Source organism: Clostridium sp. CM037, from assembly GCF_055081095.1.
Window position 1 is genome coordinate 3844272 of the sequence record NZ_CM143650.1, and the last position, 23499, is coordinate 3867770.

Genomic DNA, 23499 nt, shown 5'->3' on the forward strand with positions numbered 1-23499 from the left:
CCTCCTCTAATTTTAATTATCTTACTAATACTTTTTTAAATGATATTATGCTTAATGTAATTGCTGCCACTATAGTCACTTCAAGTATTCCAATACAAAGATTTATTAAATCAAAATTCATACCAAAGAATTTTATATTTCCCCAATATGATCCAGCAAACATTTGAAAATAGACTATTAAATCTATAAAATTAACCTTGCTTAATACCTTTTGAACATTACTTGGAATTACTCTTACTATAGTTAACAGTTTTGGAGTAATAACAATAATTAAAAACGCACTTGTTGATGCTATTGAACTTTTTGTTATAAATGAACATAAACATGCAATTACACCTAAAGTAACTAGTATTAATATCATTATGATTATCTTAGATATTATAAATTGAATTATGGTATATGCATCCCTTACTAGAATAGGATTATCTATTATTCTTATTGCTTGTAGTTTCCCATTTATAGGCATGCCATATTGAATTGCTGTTATTGTGAATTGAATTGCTAGGTAAAATCCATATAGAACTGTTGGTATTAATATTCCAAGTCCTAATTTTGAATATAAAGCTCTATTTTTATTTTTTGATGTAAGAATCAAATTTTCTACCGTAGAAACAATTTCATCCGTATATGTATTACAGCAAACTATAATTAAAATTACCACCATACAGAATGCCATAAACGTATTGGTCGCTCTATAATCGAATACCTTCCAAAAACTAACTTCTTTATACATGGCGCCTTCCATACTTTTTAGCTTTTTGCTGGATATTTCTTTAATACCTTTACTAAAGCCATCCTTCTGCTGATTATTTGCGGCTTCCTTTATTGTTCCTATTTTTGCATCTAATTTTTCTTGTGCAATTACCTCTGCCTTCCTCGTATCTTTAATTAACTCATATTGCTGATTTCTATGTGATTTCTGTGTTTCCATCTCTGGTTTTATAACAGCCATTACTCCGCAAAGTAAAATAAATATCGCCGCTACAATTATTCCAGTTTTTAATTTTAATATTTTTTTAATTTCCCAGTGTATCATATTGTTCCTCCTTCTATCCCTCTTCAGTAATTATTTTTTTTCGGTAAGATAATAATTATGAAGTGACTCTTGCTATAGGTACATTATATAAGGTTAATCTTATCTCTTGATAACATTAACCTTAAATAAACCTTACAAATGTTTTATATTTTTAAAATAAGATAGAAAAAGAATTTTATTCAACTAGTTAAAAATATTTTGTAAACAAATTCTTTTAAATATGTTATTGATTGTAAAAATAAATGGCGATTTGCTAAATTCATAAAATATTCATAAAATTCTTTTAATTAATCATTTTATTGGCATAATGAGACACCATAATAAAAGGGGGGGGTAAATGATAAAATGAAATATATTTAAAATACAACAAAAATATTAGGAAGGGGGGGGGGGTTCTAATGAATAAAAAGCAAATAAAAGCAATGACCATTATCTTGACGCTATCCCCACAAACGAAAGAAAAAGCTTTTGGAGTATTACAATGGTATGGACTGGATTTGTCTTCGTTATAGCTAGTATGATGGCTGGAGGTGGATTATCCGCAGGTTTAAATATGAAAGATATAATTCTAGTAACAATACTGGGCAACATTTTTCTAAGCACTGTTGCAATTTTAGTAAGTAGAATTGCAACAAAGACTGGATTAAGTTTTGCTCTCATTAGTAAATATAGCTTCGGTGATAAAGGTTCAAGAGTTGCTTCTATATTTATTCCTATTGTTAATATAGGCTGGTATACCATTCAATCTGCAATCTATGGACATTTTATAGCATTGATCCTTAATCTAAATCCTACAGGTGAATATATAGCTATGATATTGAGTGCTTTAGTTATGGGTATATTTGCACTTATAGGTATAAGTGCTTTAACTGTACTTGGATTTGTGGCGATTCCTCCAATTATCTTCTTATCATTGGCAACTGCAATTAAGGCTACAGGAATGGCTGGTGGAATTAGTGCGATTATGTCAATAGAGCCAAAGATCCCAATGACCCTACTCGATGGATTAACAATTATTATTGGTACTTGGATTTTTTCAGCTTCTACCTGCATAGCAGATATTATGAGATATTCAAAAAATACTAAAGAAGCTACTATAAGTACTTTAACAGGATTAGTATTTGGAAATAGCCTACTAATAATTTGCCGCGCTATAACATCCTTTTCCCTACAAGATAGTGATTTGACAAGTGTACTATTAAAAATGGGATTAATAATTCCAAGCTTTATACTAATGACCACAAATATTTTTACAACCAATGGTGCTAATATTTATTCTACAGGATTAAATTTAGCAAATGCCTTTAAAAAGGAAAGTAGTAAAATAATAACTGTAGTATTAATAATATCAGCTCTCCTTACATTGACCAAACCTTATGAAATAGATTCATTATTTAAATTTTTGGGGTTTTTAGGTAATGCCATCCCACCATCCCACCACTTCCTGGGATTATATTAGCAGACTATTATCTAATTAATAAAGGCAATTATATAAATTTAAGCCATTGCAAAATAGCACCATGGAATATAATAGCTTGGATTGCATGGATTCTATCAGCAGTTATAGTTATGGTAGTAGATTTTGGATTTGCTCCGTTAAATGGAATCATATTAGGTGCACTAATTTATACTGTTTTAATGAAGCGTACCAAAACAAACGTAATTATGATCAAATAGAAATGTAATTTGATGTAGGAGGTCTTTATGAATAATAACATTAAAAAATATAAAACAATCGCCTTTATAGGAATATTCATAATGGGGATAGGTTCATTTCTCTCATGTCTTGCTCCCAATAAATTTTTAAGCGGAATAGGTTCAGCACTATTAGTATTGAGCCTCGTTATATCAAGTTATGGTTTTGCTTACTGGCAACCTTAAAACATTCGTTACAACAAATATAATTACTTTAACATAAGCTCATTATATTGTATGGAGGAGGAGTTAATTGGGCTAGAAAAGATCATATATTTTATATAAAAAAAAGCAATTGACATATCAAAAAAATCAAGAGAAAATGGAAATACTCCATTGGGAGCTATATTAGTAGATGGTGAAGGAAATATACTTCTTGAACAAGAAAATGTAGAATTAACTGAAAAAAGATGCACTGGCCATGCCGAAACAATTTTAATGGAAAAGGCTTCCACTAAATACTCAAAAGACTTTTTTTGGAATTGTACTTTATATACAACTGCCGAACCATGTGTAATGTGTTCTGGTGCAATATATTGGGGTAATGTGGGGAAAGTAGTATATGGTATAAGCGAAAAAAGATTACTAGAGCTTACTGGTAATAATGATATAAATCCAACCTTTGATTTATCTTGCAGATATGTCTTTGCAAAAGGACAAAAAAATATTAATGTTGAAGGCCCTTTTGAAGAAATTGAGCAAGATGTCGTAAATGTTCATGACGGTTTTTGGGATTAATTGAGTAAACAAATACGAAAGCTGTATTGGAATTTTCTAATACAGTTTTTGTATTGATGCTGCTACAGTTATAATCTTAATGAAACTACCCTTGTCACTACTGACCTATTTGATTATAATTAAGTATGATCATTTTTTTTTACAAAGGAGATAAATTATGCACTCACCACAATACTTTATTGACACATTAAATATGGAACCTCATCCTGAAGGTGGTTTCTACAAAAGCAGCTTTGACTCTTGTGAAAATATTAGCTCCAATGATTTAAAAACTAGCTTTGAAGGTGAAAGAATACTTTGGACTAGTATTTATTTTTTATTAAGAGATGGAGAAATTTCAAGTTTTCATAGATTGAAATCAGATGAAATGTGGTACTATCATGCAGGTTCCCCCCTTACAATATATATGATAAGTCCAGAGGGAGAACTTACTACTAAGCAACTAGGTCTTAATATAAAAAATGGAGAAACTCCACAATTCCTAGTACCTAAGAATTATATCTTTGGTTCTGCTATGAATAGTTCAGGTTACTCTCTTGTTGGCTGTATGGTATCCCCTGGCTTTGACTTTAAAGATTTTGAAATATTAAAAAGAGATGTTCTTTTAAACAAGTACTCTCAATATAAGGATATAATAATTAAGCTTACAAAATAACTATTGCTTTGTAATTAGAGACCCTACTAGAATCAATGATTCTAGTAGGGTCTCACTATTTTAATACTGTTTATTTATATTCTAAACATTTAAGCATTCTCTTAGCATAATCAATATATAACCATTTTTTTATTTTATAACCTCTCCATCATATTTCCAGTTCTTACCAAAGTCTTCACTGATAAACCTACATACCTGGCTTTTGCCTGCTCCATAGTCACCATCATCCCCTTGTCCAACATAAAGCTCACCATGGCTCCCCTTAAATACAGGTGCTACTGAATCATCATATATGCCTTTAAGTTCCTCTGGCATTGGCAACTCAATTGTATTCCAACTCTCTCCTCCATTAGTAGTCATATATATACTATTAATTTTAGTTGTTATAAATCCAATTTTGCTCGTTGAAAATGAAATTCCAGTTGCAAGACTTGATCCGTCTTTCATTAATGGGCCTTTAAAGTCCCAAGTATCTCCTCCATCTTTACTAATATAAATATCTATCATTTCAAAACTCATTGCTCTATCGCCAGCAATAATTGCATATCCAAATCCTTCATCCGTAAATCCAATGAATTGTCTTCTTATACCCATAATATCACTTTGTAAATTTACATCTTTCCACGTTTTCCCTTCGTCACTCGATATACATAAACTTCCAGTTCCATATATAAAAGCCGTTTTCTTTTCGGATATATAATAACTTCCTTTATTCAAGTCATCTGATTTTGTATCTTGCTTATCTTTATCCTCTAACGGCATAAGCGCTATTGGAATTTTAGTCCAATTTACACCGCCATCATAAGTTATACACACATCATCTTTTTCTATTTTATATTTACACTTATCCGCTGTTACTACTGGCTCTATTATATTACTATTTTTCTTTGATATACCTAATTTTTTCTTTACATCGCTGGTTTGTAAAACATCTAAAAGTTTATACTTATTACCTTTAAACTTACTTATAATTAAAGTCCAATCACAATGAATCATTCCATCATTATCTATTAAACCCCATTTACTTAGCTTGCTAAGGTCACCTTTATCATATGGCTCCACATCAAATATTGCCGATATTGCAAAAGTTCCACTATCCCCTGCAATAAGTTGACTGCTTTTATAAGTATAATAACTTATCTTTTCATTTACCTTATTCTTAGTATTAATTTTATATTGTCCTAGATATTTTTCAAGCATCGGACCTGCTATATATTGAAGTCTTGAAGTATCTTTATATTCTATAATCGGATGATTTTTACTGTAATTGCTTTTGATATTATATATATAATATCCACCTATAATACAAAATACAACTAAAATTATTGATGTACCAATTAATATCTTATTCTTTTTATTCATATCTTTCCCTACTTCCTGCACACCTTATCTTCCTAAATCCTTACCTATTTCAACTAGCTCATATGTAAATGGTTTATCTGTAGCCTTTATATGGAACCTTGTTCTAAATAAGGGTCTATTTTTACCTTCTATCATAGAATTCTTTAATAGATTTGCATCATCTTTTAAGTATCTTGTGTTAAAAGTAACTTCAATTAGAAAGTCTTTTAGATTACCTTTAATAATTTTATTACTTTCATACTGAAGCCCATCAAACTCCATTTCACTAATATTATTCTTAAGTGTATTTACCTGATATTTCTGGAATATACTACTTCCAATTGTTGAACAATCCGTTGCTGTACTCTCAATACTTGTTTTTATAAAAGGAAAGTTTATATCTATAACCTTTACTTTGTTTATTTCATTTTTTAAAGTTTGGTCTTTACCTTCATCATTTACTGCCGTCTTCATATCACTTAATACATATGTAATTTTATTTTTTCCCTTTACTGTTTCATAAAGAAAAAAAGCCATAATTATAGATGCTACTATCATTATAGAAGTTATAATATTTAATACTTTATTATTTCCCATATGCTTACTTTCCATATGCTTATTCTCCTTTTACTATTTATATAAGAAAAAATACCTCTTGCTATTTATTCTCTATGATTATGCTAAAATAATAACCTTAGTTAATACTAATATTCCAAGTATAATACCTACTACTATTCTATATATTGCAAATACTTTCATTGGTTTCTTTTTTAAATAATCCACAAATTTTTTCATAACTATCAAAGATACTATGAAGGCTACAACAAATCCTACTATTAATGAAATCCATAATGTTAGTGTCATTATAGAATAATCAAATTCAAATAAGTCCTTACCTGTTGCCCCTATCATAGCTGGAATCGCTATAAAAAATGAAAATTCTGCTGCTATTGGTGTTGATAATCCTGCAATCCATCCACCCATAATTGTAGAAGCACTTCTTGACATTCCTGGCCACATTGCAAGCAGTTGTAATAAACCGATCTTAAATGATTGTATAGGCGTTATGCTATCTATACTTTCTACTTTATGATCCCTATTTCTAACTCTCTTCTCGATTATTAGTAACAATAATCCACCAACTATGAATCCTACTATAACTGCCTCTGGTGTAAACAATAGTTTTATTTTATCGTATAATACTACTCCTGCAATTCCCATTGGAATAGATGCCGTAATAACATTTATCCCAAACCTGAATCCTTTCTTTCCCTCTTTTCCTTTAGTAAATATAAACTTAAAAAATTCTATTATACTTTCGCTAATCTTCTCCCAATACAAAACAACAACTGCCATTATTGCTCCAAGTTGGATTACAACTTCAAACATCTTTACAAACTCTCCCTCAAACCCAATTGCCCATCCAATCAATATCATATGTCCTGTAGACGATACTGGGATAAATTCAGTTACCCCTTCTACTATTGCTATTATAATTGCTTTTAATAAAAATATTATGTCCATAACTCACCATTCCTTCCAATCTAATTATTACTGTATATAGTTTATCATAATAATCTATAAGGTACCATCTTCAAAACTTACAGTAATATTACATCTATTCAAATTTTAGAAAACACTTTACCTGTCGTAGTAATTGTGTTATCCTTGAATTACCACGACAGACAAAGTACTACAGATGCAGTAAAAGCGAAGGAGGATATAATTTGATAAGCAGCGATGTAATTCGAGGATATAATGATACGATTATTCTTTTTATGCTTCAAGATGGCGAATCCTACGGGTATGAAATATCAAAAAACATCAGGAAATTATCAGAGGAGAAGTATGTTATGAAAGAGACCACACTCTATTCAGCATTCAACCGTCTTGAGAAGAATGGATATATCGAATCTTTCTATAAAGACGAAACCTTTGGTAAAAGACGCACATATTATAAAATCACCCCCGTAGGTTTAACCTACTATAAAGAAAAATGTGAAGAATGGAGCTTAACAAAAGAAGTTATTAATAAATTTATTAAGGAGAGGGATTAAAATGGAAACTATAAAAAATTATTTAGATAATATGTTTAAAGTCCTACCAAGAACAAATCAGACGATGAAATTAAAAAATGATTTATTATGGAATATGGAAGAAAAATATAACGAGAATAAGAATGATGGAAAATCAGAAAATGAGGCCATTGGTATTGTAATCTCAGAATTTGGCAATATTGACGAATTAATTGATGAACTTGGCATCGAACATATGAAAAAGGGTGCGATACTTAAAACCATTACACAAGAAGAGGCCGATAACTTTATGACTACAAAAAAAGAATCTGGCTTATTGATGGGTATAGGTGTTTTTTTATGTATTATAGCAACAGCTATATTAATATTAATTACCACTCTCATAGATGGTGGCATTATCTGTAAAGGCATTTCAAAAGATTTCAGCGATATGTTTGGCATTATTGCACTATTCTTACTGTGTGTACCTGCTGTAGCTTTATTCATTTATTCCGGTATGAAGCTAGAAAAATACAAGTATCTAAAAAGCGGTTTTGATTTACCTCTTCATGCAAAAGCAATTATAAATCAAAAAAATAATGCTTTTGCATCAACTTATATGATATCTATAATAACGGGTGTATGCATATGTGTCATATCCCCAGTTGCACTTTTCGTATCATCCGCTTTTGGCGACAATGCATCAAGCTACGGAGTAGTTGTTTTACTTGTGATGGTTGCTATTGCCGCTTTCATCTTCATATACTTTGGAAATATTAAGCAGAGTTTCAGTATTCTTTTACAGATTGGTGACTTTTCAAAAGAAGAAACTGAAGATAATAAACTTATTGGTGCAGTTGCTGCTATCGTATGGCCATTAGCAATCTGTATCTTCCTTGTCAGTGGATTAGTTTTTAATCTATGGCACATTAATTGGATTATATTCCCTATCGTTGGCATTTTATTTGGTATGTTCAGTGCAGCATATAGTATTATAAAAGGGCATAATTAAAATAACTTTATCTTTTAAAAAAGTATTGACAATTGTTTTTATGAGTAATATACTAAATACTAATAACTGAATACAACTTATCCAGAGTGGCAGAGGAACTGGTCCGATGAAGCCCGACAACCAGCATTCTTATTCGAATGTAGTGGTGTCAATTCCTGCAGATTGTAAAATCTGAAAGATAAGGATGTTAGCAAATTTTATGATACAATTTTATTGTTTATTAAAGTTAACTATTGCTACTTTCCTTATAGGAAAGTAGCTTTTTTTCTTCCCCAAAAATCTAAATAAATAATGTACTAAATACTAACAACTAAATATAACTTATCCAGAGCGGCAGAGGGACTGGCCCGATGATGCCCGACAACCAGCATTTTTAAAAGAAGTGCAATGGTGTCAATTCCATCAGATTGTAAAATCTGAAAGATAAGGACGATAGCAAATTTTATGATACAATTTTATTGTTTAATAAAATTAATCATGCTGCTTTCCTTATAGGAGAGCAGCTTTTTTTTGAAAAATAATTATAAAAGGAGAAATTAATATGAGTGAGCGAAAATTAAGTTTTGAAACATTACAGGTACATGCAGGGCAGGTTCCAGACCCTACTACAGGCTCGAGAGCAGTCCCAATTTATCAAACATCATCTTTTGTTTTTAAAAATGCAGATCATGCAGCAAATTTATTTCAATTAAAAGAAGAAGGAAATATATATTCAAGAATAATGAACCCAACTACAGACGTTTTTGAAAAAAGAGTAGCCGCTCTCGAAGGCGGAGTAGCAGGACTTGCTACAGCTTCAGGAATAGCTGCAACATTCTATGCAATACTTAATGTAGCAAATTCAGGCGATGAAATAGTAGCTGCAAGCACTCTATATGGTGGTACTTATGAACTATTTAATGTTACTCTTAGAAAACTTGGAATTAACGTAACATTTGTTGATCCAGATGATCCTGAAAATTTTAGAAAAGCTATCTCGAATAAAACAAAAGCACTTTATGCTGAAACAATGGGAAACCCAAAAATAAATGTTCTAGATATAGAGGCAGTAGCGGATATTGCTCATGAAAATAAAATACCCCTTATTATTGACAATACCTTTGCAACTCCCTTCCTTTGCCGTCCAATTGAGTATGGTGCAGATGTAATTATTCATTCAGCAACAAAGTTCATTGGAGGACATGGAACTACTATTGGTGGAATTATAGTTGATGCTGGTAAATTTGATTGGGCAGCTAGCGGTAAATTCCCTGATTTTACAACTCCGGATAAAAGCTATAATGGAATAGTATATGCTAATTTAGGTGCTCCAGCATTTGCTTTAAAAGCTAGAGTTCAACTTTTAAGAAACACCGGTGCGACGCTTAGCCCTCAAAGTGCATTTTTATTTCTTCAAGGTTTGGAATCATTATCGTTAAGAGTTGAGAGACATGTAACAAACGCTAGGAAAGTTGTTGAATTTTTGAGTAAGCATCCAAATGTTTCATGGGTAAATTATCCTGAACTTGAAGGGAGCAGATACAAAGATTTAGCTAAAAAATACCTACCAAAAGGAGCAGGATCAATATTCACTTTTGGAATAAAAGGTGGCCTTGAAGCTGGAAAAAAATTCATTAATAATGTAGAATTATTTTCGCTGCTTGCAAATGTTGCAGATGCAAAATCTCTAATAATTCACCCCTCAAGTACAACTCATGCAGAGCTTAACGCAGAGGAGCAAAAATCTGCTGGAGTTACTTCAGATTTGATAAGACTTTCAATTGGCGTTGAGGGTATCGATGACATTATATACGATTTGACGCAAGCTCTAGAAAAATCAGTTCAATAAAAAGTCAATAATTCTTTGGCAGCTGGTTTCAAAATAAGGTCTTGTTCCTAACTATATTCCTCCATCACCTTAGATGACGGAGGAATAACTTTAAAGTTTAGAAAGGAAAACTATTATGAAAAAGGTAAAAATAGCGATTTTAGGTTTTGGAAATGTTGGGACGGGTGTATGGAAAATACTTCACGAAAATAGAAAAGAAATAATGAAACGTTCAAATTATGAAATAGAAGTTGCTAAAATACTTGTAAAAGATATAAATAAAAAAAGAGATATCAAAGCACCTAATGGCCTATTAACAGATAACATTGATGATATTATAAATGATGAAAGTATAAAAATTGTGGTTGAACTTATTGGTGGATGCGATAAATCTAAAGAGTATATGATACGCGCAATGAAATCTAAAAAACATATTGTAACTGCTAATAAATTAGTTATCGCGAACTGGGGCGAAGAGTTATTTAAAACAGCGGAGAAAGAAAACGTATTGTTTTATTATGAAGCAAGTGTGGCTGGTGGAATTCCAATAATACGCGAGATTAATGAGAGCCTTACAGCCAATAGGATTGAGCAGATAATTGGAATTATAAATGGAACAACTAATTACATATTAAGCAAAATGACAATGGATGGGATTAGCTTTGATGAAGCACTAAAGGAGGCGCAAGAAAAGGGTTATGCTGAAGCAGACCCAACCTCTGATGTTGATGGCTTTGACGCTGTATATAAGCTTGCAATAATGTCTTCTCTAGCATTTGGAACTAAGGTAGATCATGATTGTATTTATAGAGAAGGAATAAGAAGTATTAGTGACATAGATATAGAATATGCTAAAAAACTTGGTTATTCAATAAAACTTTTAGCAATAGCTAAAGAAGTAAATAACAAATTAGAACTAAGAGTACATCCAACCCTAATACCTTCGAGCCACCCAATGGCAAATGTAGCCGATGCATTTAATGCTATTATGATAAAAGGAAATGCAGTTGGAGAGTTAATGCTATATGGAAAAGGCGCTGGAGCTTTTCCAACTGGAAGTGCAGTTGTAGGTGATATAATATCCATATTAAGAAATAATGTAAATCCTTATGACTTATTAGACCTAAGTGACAAGACTGATTTTAAAGAAGTGAAAAAATCAGAAGAAAATGAATCAGAATTCTATATTAGACTTAATGTTAAAGATACAGTAGAAGTTTTAGGAGATACAGCGAAAATATTTGGGGAAAACAATGTCAGCATTATGTCCGTTACTGGAGATGTAAGGCACGATGATCATGGACCACTAGGATTTATTACACATAAAAGTTCAGAAAAAAACATAAGAATTTCATTAGAAAAAATAAAAGAACTAGAAAACGTCAACAAAATAGAAAGTATAATAAGGATGGAATCATTTTATTAAACTTATTCTCCTTTTAGTATTTATATATAAAAACACCCCATCAAATGAATTTTACAACTTTTTTAGTTATAATCATTCAATGGGGTGAAGTTCACTACTTCGGTTCTATTACATTAAACCTTGATTTATACCTTTTTAACAAATTCAGATTTTAATTCCATAGCTCCAAACCCATCAATTTTGCAATCAATATTATGATCTCCATCAACCAAACGTATATTTTTTACTTTTGTACCTTTTTTTATGGCTAATGGACTTCCTTTTACTTTAAGGTCTTTGATTATTGTTACAGAATCACCATCGTTTAATACATTTCCATTTGCATCTTTGATAATCCTTTTCTCTTCACTACTTTCTGTTTCTAATTCTAAAGTCCATTCATGAGCACATTCAGGGCAAACAAAAATACTTCTATCTTCGTAAGTGTATTCTGAATTACATTTTGGGCAATTTGGCAAATCAGCCATAATTTCATTTCCTCCATTCGTTATTGTTAACTCTAATACATAAGAATTATTGTCAATTTTCTTTTTACAACTTCATAAGAATAGAAATTACAAAGTTAAAATTCACAAAAAAAATATAGGGAGTTCCTTATATGCTTATATACTATCATAGTCTCCTCATATTGACAAACCTTCCTCCACCCTCTCCTTAAAGTCCCTTTTTTCTATTAATCATTTTTTACATACAAGTTTTTTAAAAGCAAGTCTAATTTCAAAAATAAATATGGCAGTCATTTATCCTGCCAAATTAATATTTTTAATATTTTCCATTTTCCATAAATCTGAATATGCCCTAATATAAAATAATACATTACTTTCCTTATGATTTTTTAATAGTAAATCCCATTTTGATGTTATCACATTATCATCCATGCTTTTAGTAAATCCCCAGCTTTCCTCGGTGTCATGGGACATTACATAAATAACCATCTTGCTCTGGTTGGTTGCATCACCATCAGTTAACACATTGATAAAAGGTGTATACTTGTTTAATAGCTCTTTACTGGATTCGATACATTCAGCATAGTTGAACATATCTTTAAATTCACCAAATACCCTTGTCCAAAAGTAACTTCCTTCACTTTCTAATGCAAAATGCTTACCCATGTCGATTCTGAACCCACCCACTCCGCAATTCTTTAGTTCTTTTAAAAAATTTATATAAATTTTTTGTAATTCTACATCATTGTAATTGAGCATTGGTAATCCAAAAGCACCGTTAACTATTGCATTTCTATTGCCATAATCTACTGTATTTTTTGCGTTAGTCCAAAATTTAGGGTTATCTCGTAAGTTTTGATCTACGGTTTGACTTGGTATTAGCTTTCCACTCTCATCACCCGCTAAATGTCGTAACACTACGTCAACGATGATTTTAATTCCTATTTTATTAGCTTTATAACATAATTCTGTTAAATCTTCCTTTGTTCCACTTCTATTACCTATTTTAAATGATAGCGGTTGATAGTATGTCCACCATTCATCTCCTTTTTTGCAAGGTTGCACGGGAGTAACCTGTATAGATGTATAGCCACACTCTTTTACTTTATCTAAAATTTTAGTTATATCTGAGATTTTCCATTGAAAACAGTGTAATATTATTTCTCTCATATTATGTCCTTTCATTAATCATTTATTTTATAATGTATTTAAACATTTATTTACTTTCCAACCATTTAACCCATTTTCAGATTAAATCATCACCTTCGTAACTATTCATCTTGCTCAAGCTGCAACATTAATTAAATTATTACTATTACAATCAGATAATTTTTACAGGAACTAAATTTAACATAATGTAGTTCCTATAGATAATGATGTACTTAATTACCATTAAATATACATAGAATAATTTTTCAAAAAAATATAATACACCTGATGTATAACACCAAGTGCATTTTGCAGTGAAAAGAATTTAAATACAAAATTTATAGTGGACTATAAGAAAACCCCCGACTAAAATTAATTAGTCGAGGGTTTTACTGATGGAGGCGATGCTTGACCTTTAATACCAACCAATAATATAAAATTATTTTATTATATCCTCTTGCTCTTCTTAATCATACTTATTTAATAGAAGACATCCATATTTAATATTGATTATTAAATAATCCAGCCCCTTCTATGATTTCCTGCTCCGTAAATAAACTTAAGACAGCTTCATTATAATCACTTAAATTTTGTGACTTCTTTATTTTCTTAGCATATTTTTTATTATCTGAAAACATGTAAATCATATACCCCCATAGTTCTTTCATTCTAAATATTGCATTTCTATCTTCATCAAATAATTCTATATATTTATTTAAAATTTCATCATGAAAATCTTTTAGTACTTTTTTATCTATATTAGTATTAGTATTATTTTTAATCTCATTTATTAACCTTGGATTAGCTAGTATCCCTCTTCCTAGCATTACTGCTTTTACCTCTGGAAAAGCTTTCATTAATTTATTATGATCATCAATAGTGAAAATATCCCCATTATAACATACTGGATTGGTGCTTAAAGATAATGCATCTTTAAATACCTGTAAATTAGGTTTATTTCCATAAAAATCTTTTTGTATTCTCGGATGGATAATTAATTCTTCTAAAGGATATTTATTGTAAATTTTTATTAGCTCATAAAATTCCTCTGGACTATCTTTTCCTATTCTAGTTTTTATAGAAATTTTCATATCATCTATTTTAAATATTTCATCTAAAAACATATCAAGTTCTTCCCTTTTGGCTAGAAATCCCGAGCCTCTATTTTTTGAAACAACCGTTCCAGCAGGACATCCTAAATTTAAATTAACCTCCTTATAACCTAATTGTTGTAATTTTCTAGAAGTAATAATAAACCCTTCTGAATCGTTAGTAAGTATTTGGGGAACTATATTCATCCCTTTATTATTTTCAGGCAAAACATCTCTTAATTCTTTAGACTTAAGACTTCTACTTTTATTTGTAACAATAAAAGGTGTAAAGTATTTATCAATATTATTAAAAAATTTTTCATAAGAATTTCTATATATGTATCCCGTAATTCCTTCCATTGGCGCTAAATAATATTGCATTTAATAACCCCTTTATAACTATTCTAAAAAACATTATATCAGCATTCTTTTTTCTTATCTACTTAATATTAATTAATTATATTTTCTTTCCAGTAATCAAAGGCAAAACATAGCAAACAATTTTGCAGACATTGTCTGCAAAATCTGTTGATTATAAAGAGGTTTAAAAACTCCTATTACGTTAAATAAGTAGCTAGTAAACGCACTAAGTTTTACTAGTTACTTACTTAATATATTATTTGTCCAACTTGGCATATTTTTACCTTTCCAAATTAGATTACCATCCTTAAAATTAATTATTTCTTTAAACATTTCAGTATTATCGTATACATTAATTTCATCACATATTTCGATGGCATATTTTAAATTCTTTAATGAGGAATGGTACCTTCTTTCAATGGTATCCTCAGGTATTCCATGCCCGCCTTTACTAACTCTTATCTTAACTCTATCTTTTGCAACATCAGCATTTTCAACTCCTATATAATTCATAACTACAAAGAATCCTCTTTCTTTTGCCATTTTTATATTTTTGATTATGCTTTTACCAGATAACGTAGTCTCTTGATTAAATGATATTTCTTCTGAAATATAACTTTTTATCAGTTTAACTGCCTCTCTAGCAGACTTCATTTGAAGATTGTTATCTTTCCACGAACCTATATGAGCTACCATTTCATCGGTATTTATTCTTTTTACTTCTTTATTTTCATTATAGTAAATCGACTTATAAATTGATTTTTACCAGCACCATTAGCGCCTGCAAATATTGTGTACGTTGGCATAATTATTTACCTATTACCTTTTCTTGTTCCTTTTGTAGAACCATATTAGATAACATAATATAAAAATCATGCTCTTCTTTACTCTTTGCCTTCTTAAATAAACTTTTTAATTGACTATAAGTGAAGTTCAAAAAAATATCATATATTTCATTATTTTCATTTTCCATATCTAATACCTCCAATTCAAACTATTATATACCAATATGTTAAATTAATAAACTATTGTCTTATTATTTTGATTCTATTCATATAATTATATGTAATTTATTTTTTTGAACTTAATAATTAGCTTATTTTTTACAAACACAAAAGTCTTCCTACTAAAATAAAATCTGAGGCTAGATTCTATATATAATTAAATCATAAGAAAACCCCCAACTAATTTATTAATTAGTCGAAGGTTTACTGGTGGAGCCGAATCATGATAGGTTAAATCCACTATATAAATGTGCCTTCCTTAAATACAGAAGACATCTCTAATAACCAGTGAACTCTTGTGTCTCAGTAGGGGGTTGGGCATGAAACTAAAGAATAGACTTCAATATGTATAGCCTAGTACCATACCACTTTTCAAGTCTACCTTTTTAATATTATTTCACCCATTAACTTGTACCTCCCATACTCATCTCATTTATGATTTTAAGCTATCTGATACTCCTTTGAAGAAATCCCCAATAGAATCACATACACTTGAGAACCAACTTTTAGCCTTATCACTCTCTAATGTATTTTTCATTGTATTAGCTACACCCTCAAGCTGTCCTTTTACTTTGCTGTAATCCAAGTTTAATTTATTTACACTTTTCATTAATCCAACAATACCACTTACATCATCTTTAGACAGATTGTAATTGTAATTATTTGTTACATTATTTACTGTTTTTGTTATACCTGCATCATTCTTAGGTTTATCTTTTATAACTTCACTCTTTACTTCATTGATTAATCCCGCTGCTTTATCTTGTCCAATTTTTTCACCTAATTTGCCTGTAACTGCGACCTCTTCATTAGCTGTTTTCTTTGTACTTTCATCTAATTTCTTACCATCTTTACTATTTTCGAATCCCTTTAATATGCCAGTCATAGCTGCCGTACCTGATACGGTGAATGGTGCAGAAACTTTAATATTAGCATTCTCAACTCCTGCTGTAATTAGGGCATTCTTTATCATACTAGCATTTACCCAAATTACATTATTTGTATTCACTACTAAACCACCAGTACTTGTTGGCTCAATATAAGAACATTATATCGCCTTATTACCTAATTGAGCTCTAGATACTGTATCTCCCAGATATTTCTTCTCCTCACTAGCTGTAACTTCAACAACACTCGCACTATTCCTATCTACATCAAAATACTTTAGCATGTTTTCTTTCTCTTGATTCGTCAAATCATACCCTATAGTAACACTCTTATATGAATCAGCATATACATTTTTTATAGGTGTTGCAAGCAAACTTGCTGTTAAAATTACACCTAAGGCTAGAACCCCCACCTAATTTTTCATCTAAATGGGCTTGATAATGGATATTTTCTTAACATAAATTATAGACCCATAATGTCACGTCATATTTTTATACTATTTAAGTATCAAAGTAATCCTTTAATTTTCTTGGTCCTGCAAGTACTTCGCTGTCTACGAATAAAGTTCCGTCCTTCTTTGTGTTAACATACCACTTTACAAGTTTGATATTACCAAAATCAATTTCCATTGCTGTTATGCATCGAGGATGAACACAGCTTCCATCATTGAAATATGGAGGATCACCTACTTCAGGAAACATAGGCCTATGTGTATGTCCTGCGACCATCATCTGTTTTTCTTTTATTACCCATTCAATAAGCTTTTTTTCTACTACTTGTTTCTTATGATAATTCTGTGCTGTTCTAGTTGGATCATTTACTCCAAAGAAGTTAAGAGGTCTCCATAAATACCTTACTAAAAATCTGGTCAATCTCCACATTTTATCATTTGGACAGTCCACTTGATGCCCGTGTATTAGAAAGATTTTGTCATTAGTAACTTTATGCCTCAATACTATCCCCTCATGGAGCCTAATATTATCGAATAAAGGAATATACCTTTTCTTGAGTTCATCAAAATATTTATATAAATTATTTTTTACAAATTTATCGTTTCTTTTTACTATATCATGGTTTCCAAAAATAAAATTAAGCCTATCTTCATTATAAAATTTAGATAGCAACCAGAAAACATCGCTATGTACCCTCTTAATGTCAGAAAGTCTTTTATTCTCCCAAAGTTCATCTCCATCACCAATCTCTATATAAGTATAGTGTCCGTCATAGTAATGAGTTAAGGCCGCAAAATAAATATTTTGATTCTTTGAAAAATTATCTGACCAGTTTCCATCACCTCTATGGCAATCACTCATTAAAACAATCTTGGAGGAATCGTCAAAAATAATTTCCTCCGATGACTCAAAAACTTTAGATAAATGCTTTAATGTATTCATCTTTTCCCCCTCTAAGCCACAAAATTCTTTTTATAATTAAATATATTACAAAATTTACTCATAAAGAACACTTAGAGGCCCGTAAAAAAGGATATCGATGCTTTAGAAACGACGGTCAAGGAATTAATATTAACCTATCTTGAAGAAGTTATTATATTAGGTTCGTTACCTCATATAATATTTTAAAAAAAATAAGAGCCTTGGAAAAAGTCCAAGGCTCCCCTAAGGTGATTAACTGAGTAGTATCCATTTATCATTAAATTACAATACTTTATTATTAATAAAGTTAATGGAGATAAACCTAACATAGAGACTAACCATATTAAAATTATGCATTTAATTTTATTGTTTAATCCTTTAAATTTAAGGCATAACTTCTTCTAAAAAAATAATATATAGTGAAACAAGAACTAGGTTAAAAAAGGTATTAGTTACTATTTTCTGTTCCTATTGATCAAGTGGTAATTTTGTTTTAAATTCTGTTTTTTCCTTAGAGCTCGCAACCTCTATATTACCATTATGTAATTCTACTATTGTCTTTACAATTGCAAGCCCAAGTCCAGTTCCATCTTTTTTATTACAAGATTTTTCTACCCTGTATAACCTTTGGAATAAATTCTTCAAATTCTCTTCTTCTATTATATCTCCATAATTTACAAAGCTAACTACAGCCATATTATTTTCTTTCCCTATATTTATATCTAAATATTTCCCCTTACTACCGTACTTAATTGCATTAGATATTATATTTTCAAAGGCTCTAACTAATAAAATAGCATCTCCAGTTATTATTAAACCTGCATCCTTTGAATATATTTTATATTCCATTCCAACATTCTCAAAAGACGGTATAAATCCAATGATAACTTGTTCTATTAATTGATGTAGATTTATGTTAGATTTATTTAAATTTACATCTCCATTACTTATCTTTGTAAACTCAAAAAGTTGATCTACTGAGCTCTTTAATTCCTTTGCTTTACTTAACGAAACTTCACAATAATGCTGCAGCTCATCATCATTTTTATAACTTCTCTTTTTAATTAACTCTAAAAACCCAAGGACAGATGTAAGTGGAGTCCTTAAATCATGAGATAAATTTGTAATCAAGTTATTCTTCTGCTTTTCCCACTGTCTTTCTTTTTTCATAAGTTCTTTTATACTATATGCCATTTTATTAACATCTGAAGCTAATCTTCCTAGCTCATCCTTTGTTTTAACAGGTATATTTATATCCATATTTCCATTAGTTACTATATTTAAATTCTGTGATATTTCTTCTATATAATCAGTAATTTTATTCATTCTTTTTATAAATATTAAACACATTAGCACTATAAAAGTTACAAAAACTCCTATACTAAACCCTAACATAACTAAACTATTTGTATTATACTCATTAGTAAATTTCATATAAAGGCTTGGCCAGAAAATATGTAGCCATATAATCACTAAAAAAACTCCTACTAATGTTGATATTATAGACATTAACATAGCTATAAAGAAATTTATGAGTATATTGTATTTAATACTCGTACTCTTCAATCTTATATCCAACTCGCCACACTGTTTCTACTATTTTAGGCTCCTTAGGATTATCCTCTAATTTTTCTCTCAACCTCCATATATGCACCATAACAGTGTTATTTCCTTCAAAATATTTTTCCTTCCAAATCTCTTTAAATATATCCTCAGCACCAAATACTTTTCCACTGTTACTTGCCAATAATAGCAATATCGTATATTCTGTTGGAGTTAATTTTAACTCTGCACCAAATAAATTAACTTTATGATTTCTTTTGTTTATAGTAATCCCTTTTATTTCAATTACATCTTCATTATCAAAGGGTTTATGATTTTCATTAAGATATACATATCTTCTTATTTGGGCTTTCACTCTAGCAATGAGTTCCATTGCATTAAATGGTTTTACCATATAGTCATCTGCACCTGTAGATAATCCTTGTATTTTATCTATGTCTTGACCCTTTGCACTCACCATTATAATTGGAATATTGTACTCTTTTCTAATCTTCATGCAAACCTGTAACCCATCCATTCCTGGCATCATTATATCTAAAATCACAAGATGAATCTTTCCTTTATTAATTATATTAAGTGCATCTACGCCATTTGTAGCTTTAAATACCTTATACCCATCATTTAATAAGTATACTTCCATAAGTTCAATTATTTCTACTTCATCATCTACAATCAGTACATTAAACATAGCGCTTATTTCTCCCATCAAATATCTGTTTTTAATAAAATTATACCACATTTCAAAATAACTGATGTTCAGGTTTATATTTTAAATCCTAAAAAATTAAAGTAATATATAAACCATATAAAAATAAAATTAGCTATAGTTATGATTGTAAAATAAATTTTTTCTGCTTTTCTCCATCTCTTTTTAACCCAATTATATATTAAAATAATTAATCCACAAATACTTAAAACCGCTCCTACTATTAAAAACCCTAAAAAGGTATAAAGTAACCATGCAAAGGTAAAATCATTAGTACTAATCATAGTCATTGCCATTACAGTTGCACCAAGCATTCCAACTACATTAAATGTACTAATAACTAAGTTTGCTGTTCTAATTAATTTTATGCCCCTACAACTTTTGCACCCTGTTTGTTTAAACTTCCTTTTTATAAACAAAACTATTGTTCCAATTATATTAATAATGAACATAATCATAGCTATAGCAAATATAGATATATTAAAATTTGCTTCATCAAAAAAACTTATCTTTTCAAAGGAATTATGGCTTACATCATTAAATGCATAAGTTACTTTACCACTATCATTTATTTTAAATTCAAAATCTCCTCGTCCATCTTCCCTTGCAAATACTCCATCTTCCTTTTCAACAAGAGTTGTATTGATTTCCTCTTTAGCAGACGTATATTCATTAAGTGTTAATGTACCATCTTTGTTATCTTTAATTTTCATATTCATATCACGCATCATTAAACTAAAAATCTTCATAATATTACTTTTTGCTATTCCATCATAGCTTCTATATGTTCCTTCATATTTACTAAAATCCTTAGATGGATTTTTCTTTATTTCATTAAACTTATTATTAGTGGTAGGATAAAATTCATTTAAAAACTCTTCTTCAAAGTTAAATGGAAGTGGATTTAATGAATTAGTTGCAATATATATCCCTAAACCTTCCTTTGGCATTAAAAATAATGTAGTAGTACTACCTGCAATTAATGCACCTTCATGTTTTAATATTTCTTGTCCATTTCTATTGCTTCTTATGAATCCATATCCCATTCCAGGCAAACTATTATTATTTGAAAATTGTTTATTCTTCATTATTGTTGATGTTTTTTCATTTAAAATTTTATTTCCTTGAAACTCTCCATTATTTAAGTGAGCTATCATAAAGTTTTCCATATCTTTAACTGTTGTATTTATTCCTGAAGATCCGGAAGTATATTGATAATCTAAAGGACTTTCATTATAATCTCCGCCTATTCCTCTATACCCATAACACTTAACTGTATTATTATTTTTTAATCTAACTAAGCTATTATCCATTTTTAAAGGTTCTAATATGTTTTTCTTTATATATTCCTCATAACTAATACCAGCTACCTTTTCTATACCATACCCTAGAAGGTTATAACCTTGATTAGAATATCTACTAACAGTATTAGGCTCTCTTACTACCCTCGGAGTATGGTTATCAAAATAATACTCCTGTGATTTTATTGACTTTTCATCTCTCGTACCAACATTAAGCTCACTAGCTTCATCAACTCCACTAGAATGCGTTAATAAATTACCACAAGTTACTGGTTCCTTATAATTATTAATAACCTTATACGGTTTTATATAATTATCAATATTTTCATTAAGATCTATTTTCCCCTCTTCATACAGTTGCATAATAGCTGTTGCAGTAAACATTTTGCTTACTGATGCTGCTGGGAAAACAGTTTTATCTGGATCTACTGATATCTTTCCTGCAATATTACTATATCCATATCCCTTTTTAAACACTTCTTTGCCATCCTTAACAATCGCTATAGCTGCTCCTGGGATTGAATACTTCTCCATATTTTTCTTAAAAAAATCATCTGTGAATCGCTGTAAATTCTGACTGTTATTCACCGCTAAATGTTTCTTATTGACTTCCTTTTTCTTCTCTATTTCCTTTCCAAAACCATTACTATGTATACCTAAGCTTATTAACATAACACTTAATAATATTGTCATAAATCTTTTTGCTTTCATATTCACAAATTCCAACTCCTTAACTATTCTTTAGTTAAATTTTACATCAAAATAAATTTCTAATTTTAACTTTTTTCTTACGAAAAAATAACGTTTACGTTTTAAATTAAGGCATAAAAAAATCCTGAACATCTCTGTTCAGGATTTTACTGGTGGAGGCAAGCATAATGTATGAAATCCACTATATAAAGATGCCTTCCTTAGGTACAGAAGACATCTCATTCTCATCTCATTCACCTTTTAAACCATCTGATACTCCTTTGAAGAAATTTCCAATAGAATCACATACGCCTGAGAACCAACTTTTAGCCTTATCACTCTCTAATGTATTTTTCATTGTACTAGCTACACCCTCAAGCTGCCCTTTTACTTTGCTGTAATCCAAGTTTAATTTATTTACATTTGTCATTAATCCAACAATACCACTAACATCATCTTTAGACAGATTGTAATTATAATTATTTGTTACATTATTTACTATTTTTGTTATACCTTCCTCATTCTTAGGCTTATCTTTTATAACTTCACTCTTTACTTCATTGATTAATCCCGCAGCTTTATCTTGTCCAATTTTTTCACCTAGTTTGCCTGTAACTGCGACCTCTTCATTAGCTGTTTTCTTTGTACTTTCATCTAATTTCTTACCGTCTTTACTATTTTCGAATCCCTTTAGTATGCCCGTCATAGCTGCCGTACCTGATACAGCGAATGGTGCAGAAACTTTAACATTAGCATTCTCAATTTCTGCTGTAATTAGGGCATTCTTTATCATACTAGCATTTACCCAAGTTACATTATTTGTATTCACTACTAAACCACCAGTAGTTGTTGGCTCAATATAAGAACATGATATCGCCTTATTACCTAATTGAGCTCTAGATACTGTACCTCCTAGATATTTCTTCTCCTCACTAGCTGTAACTTCAACAACACTCGCACTATTCCTATCTACATCAAAATACTTTAGCATGTCCTCTTTCTGTTGATTCGTCAAATCATACCCTATAGTAACACTCTTATATGAATCAGCATATACATTGTTTATAGGTGTTATAAACAAACTTGCTGTTAACATTAAACCAAAGACTAATTTCTTATTCATTTAACAAGACCTCCTTATTCCGCATTATTTTACTGCTATGACTTAGATATATTATAACCCAAATTATATTAATTTGGTAA

The 23499-nt window shown here is 30.1% G+C and carries 22 protein-coding genes, 2 pseudogenes and 2 riboswitches; of the genes and pseudogenes, 8 read left to right on the forward strand and 16 right to left on the reverse strand.

The window, feature by feature from the left end; all coding sequences use genetic code 11:
* Positions 1-16: 16 nt before the first annotated feature.
* The gene (locus ACWJKP_RS18450) at positions 17-1036 is read right to left on the reverse strand and encodes a hypothetical protein (RefSeq protein ID WP_165413580.1); all 1020 of its coding nucleotides are present in this window, start codon (positions 1034-1036) and stop codon (positions 17-19) included.
* 481 nt (positions 1037-1517) lie between these two features.
* Between ACWJKP_RS18450 and ACWJKP_RS18455 the strand changes: the two genes are divergently transcribed.
* Positions 1518-2495 carry a cytosine permease gene (locus ACWJKP_RS18455; RefSeq protein ID WP_263492331.1) on the forward strand — a complete coding sequence of 326 codons (978 nt, stop codon included), beginning with the start codon at positions 1518-1520 and terminating at the stop codon, positions 2493-2495.
* Between the two features lie 28 nt (positions 2496-2523).
* On the opposite strand, the gene ACWJKP_RS18460 is transcribed toward ACWJKP_RS18455, so the two are convergent.
* Entirely contained in the window at positions 2524-2646 is a 123-nt protein-coding gene (locus tag ACWJKP_RS18460; protein WP_263492330.1) for a hypothetical protein, read from the reverse strand.
* Positions 2647-2740: 94 nt separating this feature from the next.
* Between ACWJKP_RS18460 and ACWJKP_RS18465 the strand changes: the two genes are divergently transcribed.
* The 3 genes from ACWJKP_RS18465 to ACWJKP_RS18475 all read left to right on the forward strand — a co-directional run bounded on the left by ACWJKP_RS18465 (position 2741) and on the right by ACWJKP_RS18475 (position 4124).
* Positions 2741-2917, forward strand: coding sequence for a hypothetical protein (locus tag ACWJKP_RS18465; RefSeq protein WP_165413556.1), 177 nt, complete (start codon positions 2741-2743; stop codon positions 2915-2917).
* 150 nt (positions 2918-3067) lie between these two features.
* Entirely contained in the window at positions 3068-3469 is a 402-nt protein-coding gene (locus ACWJKP_RS18470) for a nucleoside deaminase (protein ID WP_411955876.1), read from the forward strand.
* A 157-nt stretch (positions 3470-3626) separates the two neighbouring features.
* Positions 3627-4124, forward strand: coding sequence for a cupin domain-containing protein (locus ACWJKP_RS18475; RefSeq protein WP_165413579.1), 498 nt, complete (start codon positions 3627-3629; stop codon positions 4122-4124).
* Positions 4125-4253: 129 nt separating this feature from the next.
* On the opposite strand, the gene ACWJKP_RS18480 is transcribed toward ACWJKP_RS18475, so the two are convergent.
* From ACWJKP_RS18480 to ACWJKP_RS18490, 3 genes are all read right to left on the reverse strand, one after another.
* Positions 4254-5486: a WD40/YVTN/BNR-like repeat-containing protein gene (locus tag ACWJKP_RS18480; protein WP_165413578.1), complete on the reverse strand. Its 1233-nt coding sequence runs from the start codon at positions 5484-5486 to the stop codon at positions 4254-4256.
* A 24-nt stretch (positions 5487-5510) separates the two neighbouring features.
* Positions 5511-6077 carry a hypothetical protein gene (locus tag ACWJKP_RS18485; RefSeq protein ID WP_165413577.1) on the reverse strand — a complete coding sequence of 189 codons (567 nt, stop codon included), beginning with the start codon at positions 6075-6077 and terminating at the stop codon, positions 5511-5513.
* 63 nt (positions 6078-6140) lie between these two features.
* The gene (locus ACWJKP_RS18490; RefSeq protein ID WP_165413576.1) at positions 6141-6989 is read right to left on the reverse strand and encodes an undecaprenyl-diphosphate phosphatase; all 849 of its coding nucleotides are present in this window, start codon (positions 6987-6989) and stop codon (positions 6141-6143) included.
* A 203-nt stretch (positions 6990-7192) separates the two neighbouring features.
* On the opposite strand from ACWJKP_RS18490, the gene ACWJKP_RS18495 reads away from it, so the two are divergent.
* From ACWJKP_RS18495 to ACWJKP_RS18510, 4 genes are all read left to right on the forward strand, one after another.
* Positions 7193-7522, forward strand: a complete 330-nt coding sequence (locus tag ACWJKP_RS18495; RefSeq protein ID WP_165413575.1) for a PadR family transcriptional regulator — start codon at positions 7193-7195, stop codon at positions 7520-7522.
* A gap of 1 nt (position 7523) precedes the next feature.
* Positions 7524-8492: a permease prefix domain 1-containing protein gene (locus ACWJKP_RS18500; RefSeq protein ID WP_462961342.1), complete on the forward strand. Its 969-nt coding sequence runs from the start codon at positions 7524-7526 to the stop codon at positions 8490-8492.
* 74 nt (positions 8493-8566) lie between these two features.
* A riboswitch (SAM riboswitch) is annotated at positions 8567-8677 on the forward strand.
* 133 nt (positions 8678-8810) lie between these two features.
* Positions 8811-8922, forward strand: a riboswitch (SAM riboswitch).
* A gap of 111 nt (positions 8923-9033) precedes the next feature.
* Positions 9034-10320 carry an O-acetylhomoserine aminocarboxypropyltransferase/cysteine synthase family protein gene (locus tag ACWJKP_RS18505; protein WP_165413573.1) on the forward strand — a complete coding sequence of 429 codons (1287 nt, stop codon included), beginning with the start codon at positions 9034-9036 and terminating at the stop codon, positions 10318-10320.
* A gap of 115 nt (positions 10321-10435) precedes the next feature.
* Complete coding sequence (locus ACWJKP_RS18510; protein ID WP_165413572.1) at positions 10436-11725, forward strand: homoserine dehydrogenase; 1290 nt, start codon at positions 10436-10438, stop codon at positions 11723-11725.
* Positions 11726-11850: 125 nt separating this feature from the next.
* Here ACWJKP_RS18510 and ACWJKP_RS18515 read toward each other — a convergent pair whose 3' ends face one another.
* The 11 genes and pseudogenes from ACWJKP_RS18515 to ACWJKP_RS18565 form a co-directional block, all read right to left on the reverse strand.
* Entirely contained in the window at positions 11851-12192 is a 342-nt protein-coding gene (locus tag ACWJKP_RS18515) for a zinc ribbon domain-containing protein YjdM (protein ID WP_165413571.1), read from the reverse strand.
* Positions 12193-12465: 273 nt separating this feature from the next.
* Positions 12466-13341 (reverse strand): alpha-amylase family glycosyl hydrolase, encoded by an 876-nt coding sequence (locus ACWJKP_RS18520; RefSeq protein ID WP_165413570.1) that lies wholly within the window; start codon positions 13339-13341, stop codon positions 12466-12468.
* A gap of 479 nt (positions 13342-13820) precedes the next feature.
* A complete protein-coding gene (locus ACWJKP_RS18525) occupies positions 13821-14792 on the reverse strand; it encodes a tRNA dihydrouridine synthase (protein ID WP_165413569.1) in 972 nt (323 codons plus the stop codon).
* Positions 14793-15011: 219 nt separating this feature from the next.
* Positions 15012-15577, reverse strand: a pseudogene (locus ACWJKP_RS18530) (zeta toxin family protein).
* A 2-nt stretch (positions 15578-15579) separates the two neighbouring features.
* Positions 15580-15744, reverse strand: a complete 165-nt coding sequence (locus ACWJKP_RS18535) for a hypothetical protein (RefSeq protein WP_462961343.1) — start codon at positions 15742-15744, stop codon at positions 15580-15582.
* 464 nt (positions 15745-16208) lie between these two features.
* A pseudogene (locus ACWJKP_RS18540) lies at positions 16209-17075 on the reverse strand (DUF1002 domain-containing protein).
* 88 nt (positions 17076-17163) lie between these two features.
* The gene (locus ACWJKP_RS18545; RefSeq protein WP_462961344.1) at positions 17164-18057 is read right to left on the reverse strand and encodes a metallophosphoesterase; all 894 of its coding nucleotides are present in this window, start codon (positions 18055-18057) and stop codon (positions 17164-17166) included.
* A gap of 447 nt (positions 18058-18504) precedes the next feature.
* Positions 18505-19602, reverse strand: a complete 1098-nt coding sequence (locus tag ACWJKP_RS18550; RefSeq protein ID WP_165413565.1) for a sensor histidine kinase — start codon at positions 19600-19602, stop codon at positions 18505-18507.
* Positions 19583-20287 (reverse strand): response regulator transcription factor, encoded by a 705-nt coding sequence (locus tag ACWJKP_RS18555; RefSeq protein WP_462961345.1) that lies wholly within the window; start codon positions 20285-20287, stop codon positions 19583-19585. The genes ACWJKP_RS18550 and ACWJKP_RS18555 overlap by 20 nt, the downstream gene beginning before the upstream one ends.
* A gap of 74 nt (positions 20288-20361) precedes the next feature.
* Positions 20362-22323 (reverse strand): serine hydrolase domain-containing protein, encoded by a 1962-nt coding sequence (locus tag ACWJKP_RS18560; protein ID WP_165413563.1) that lies wholly within the window; start codon positions 22321-22323, stop codon positions 20362-20364.
* 223 nt (positions 22324-22546) lie between these two features.
* On the reverse strand, positions 22547-23419 hold the full coding sequence (locus ACWJKP_RS18565) for a DUF1002 domain-containing protein (protein ID WP_165413562.1): 873 nt from the start codon (positions 23417-23419) through the stop codon (positions 22547-22549).
* Between the last annotated feature and the right edge of the window lie 80 nt (positions 23420-23499).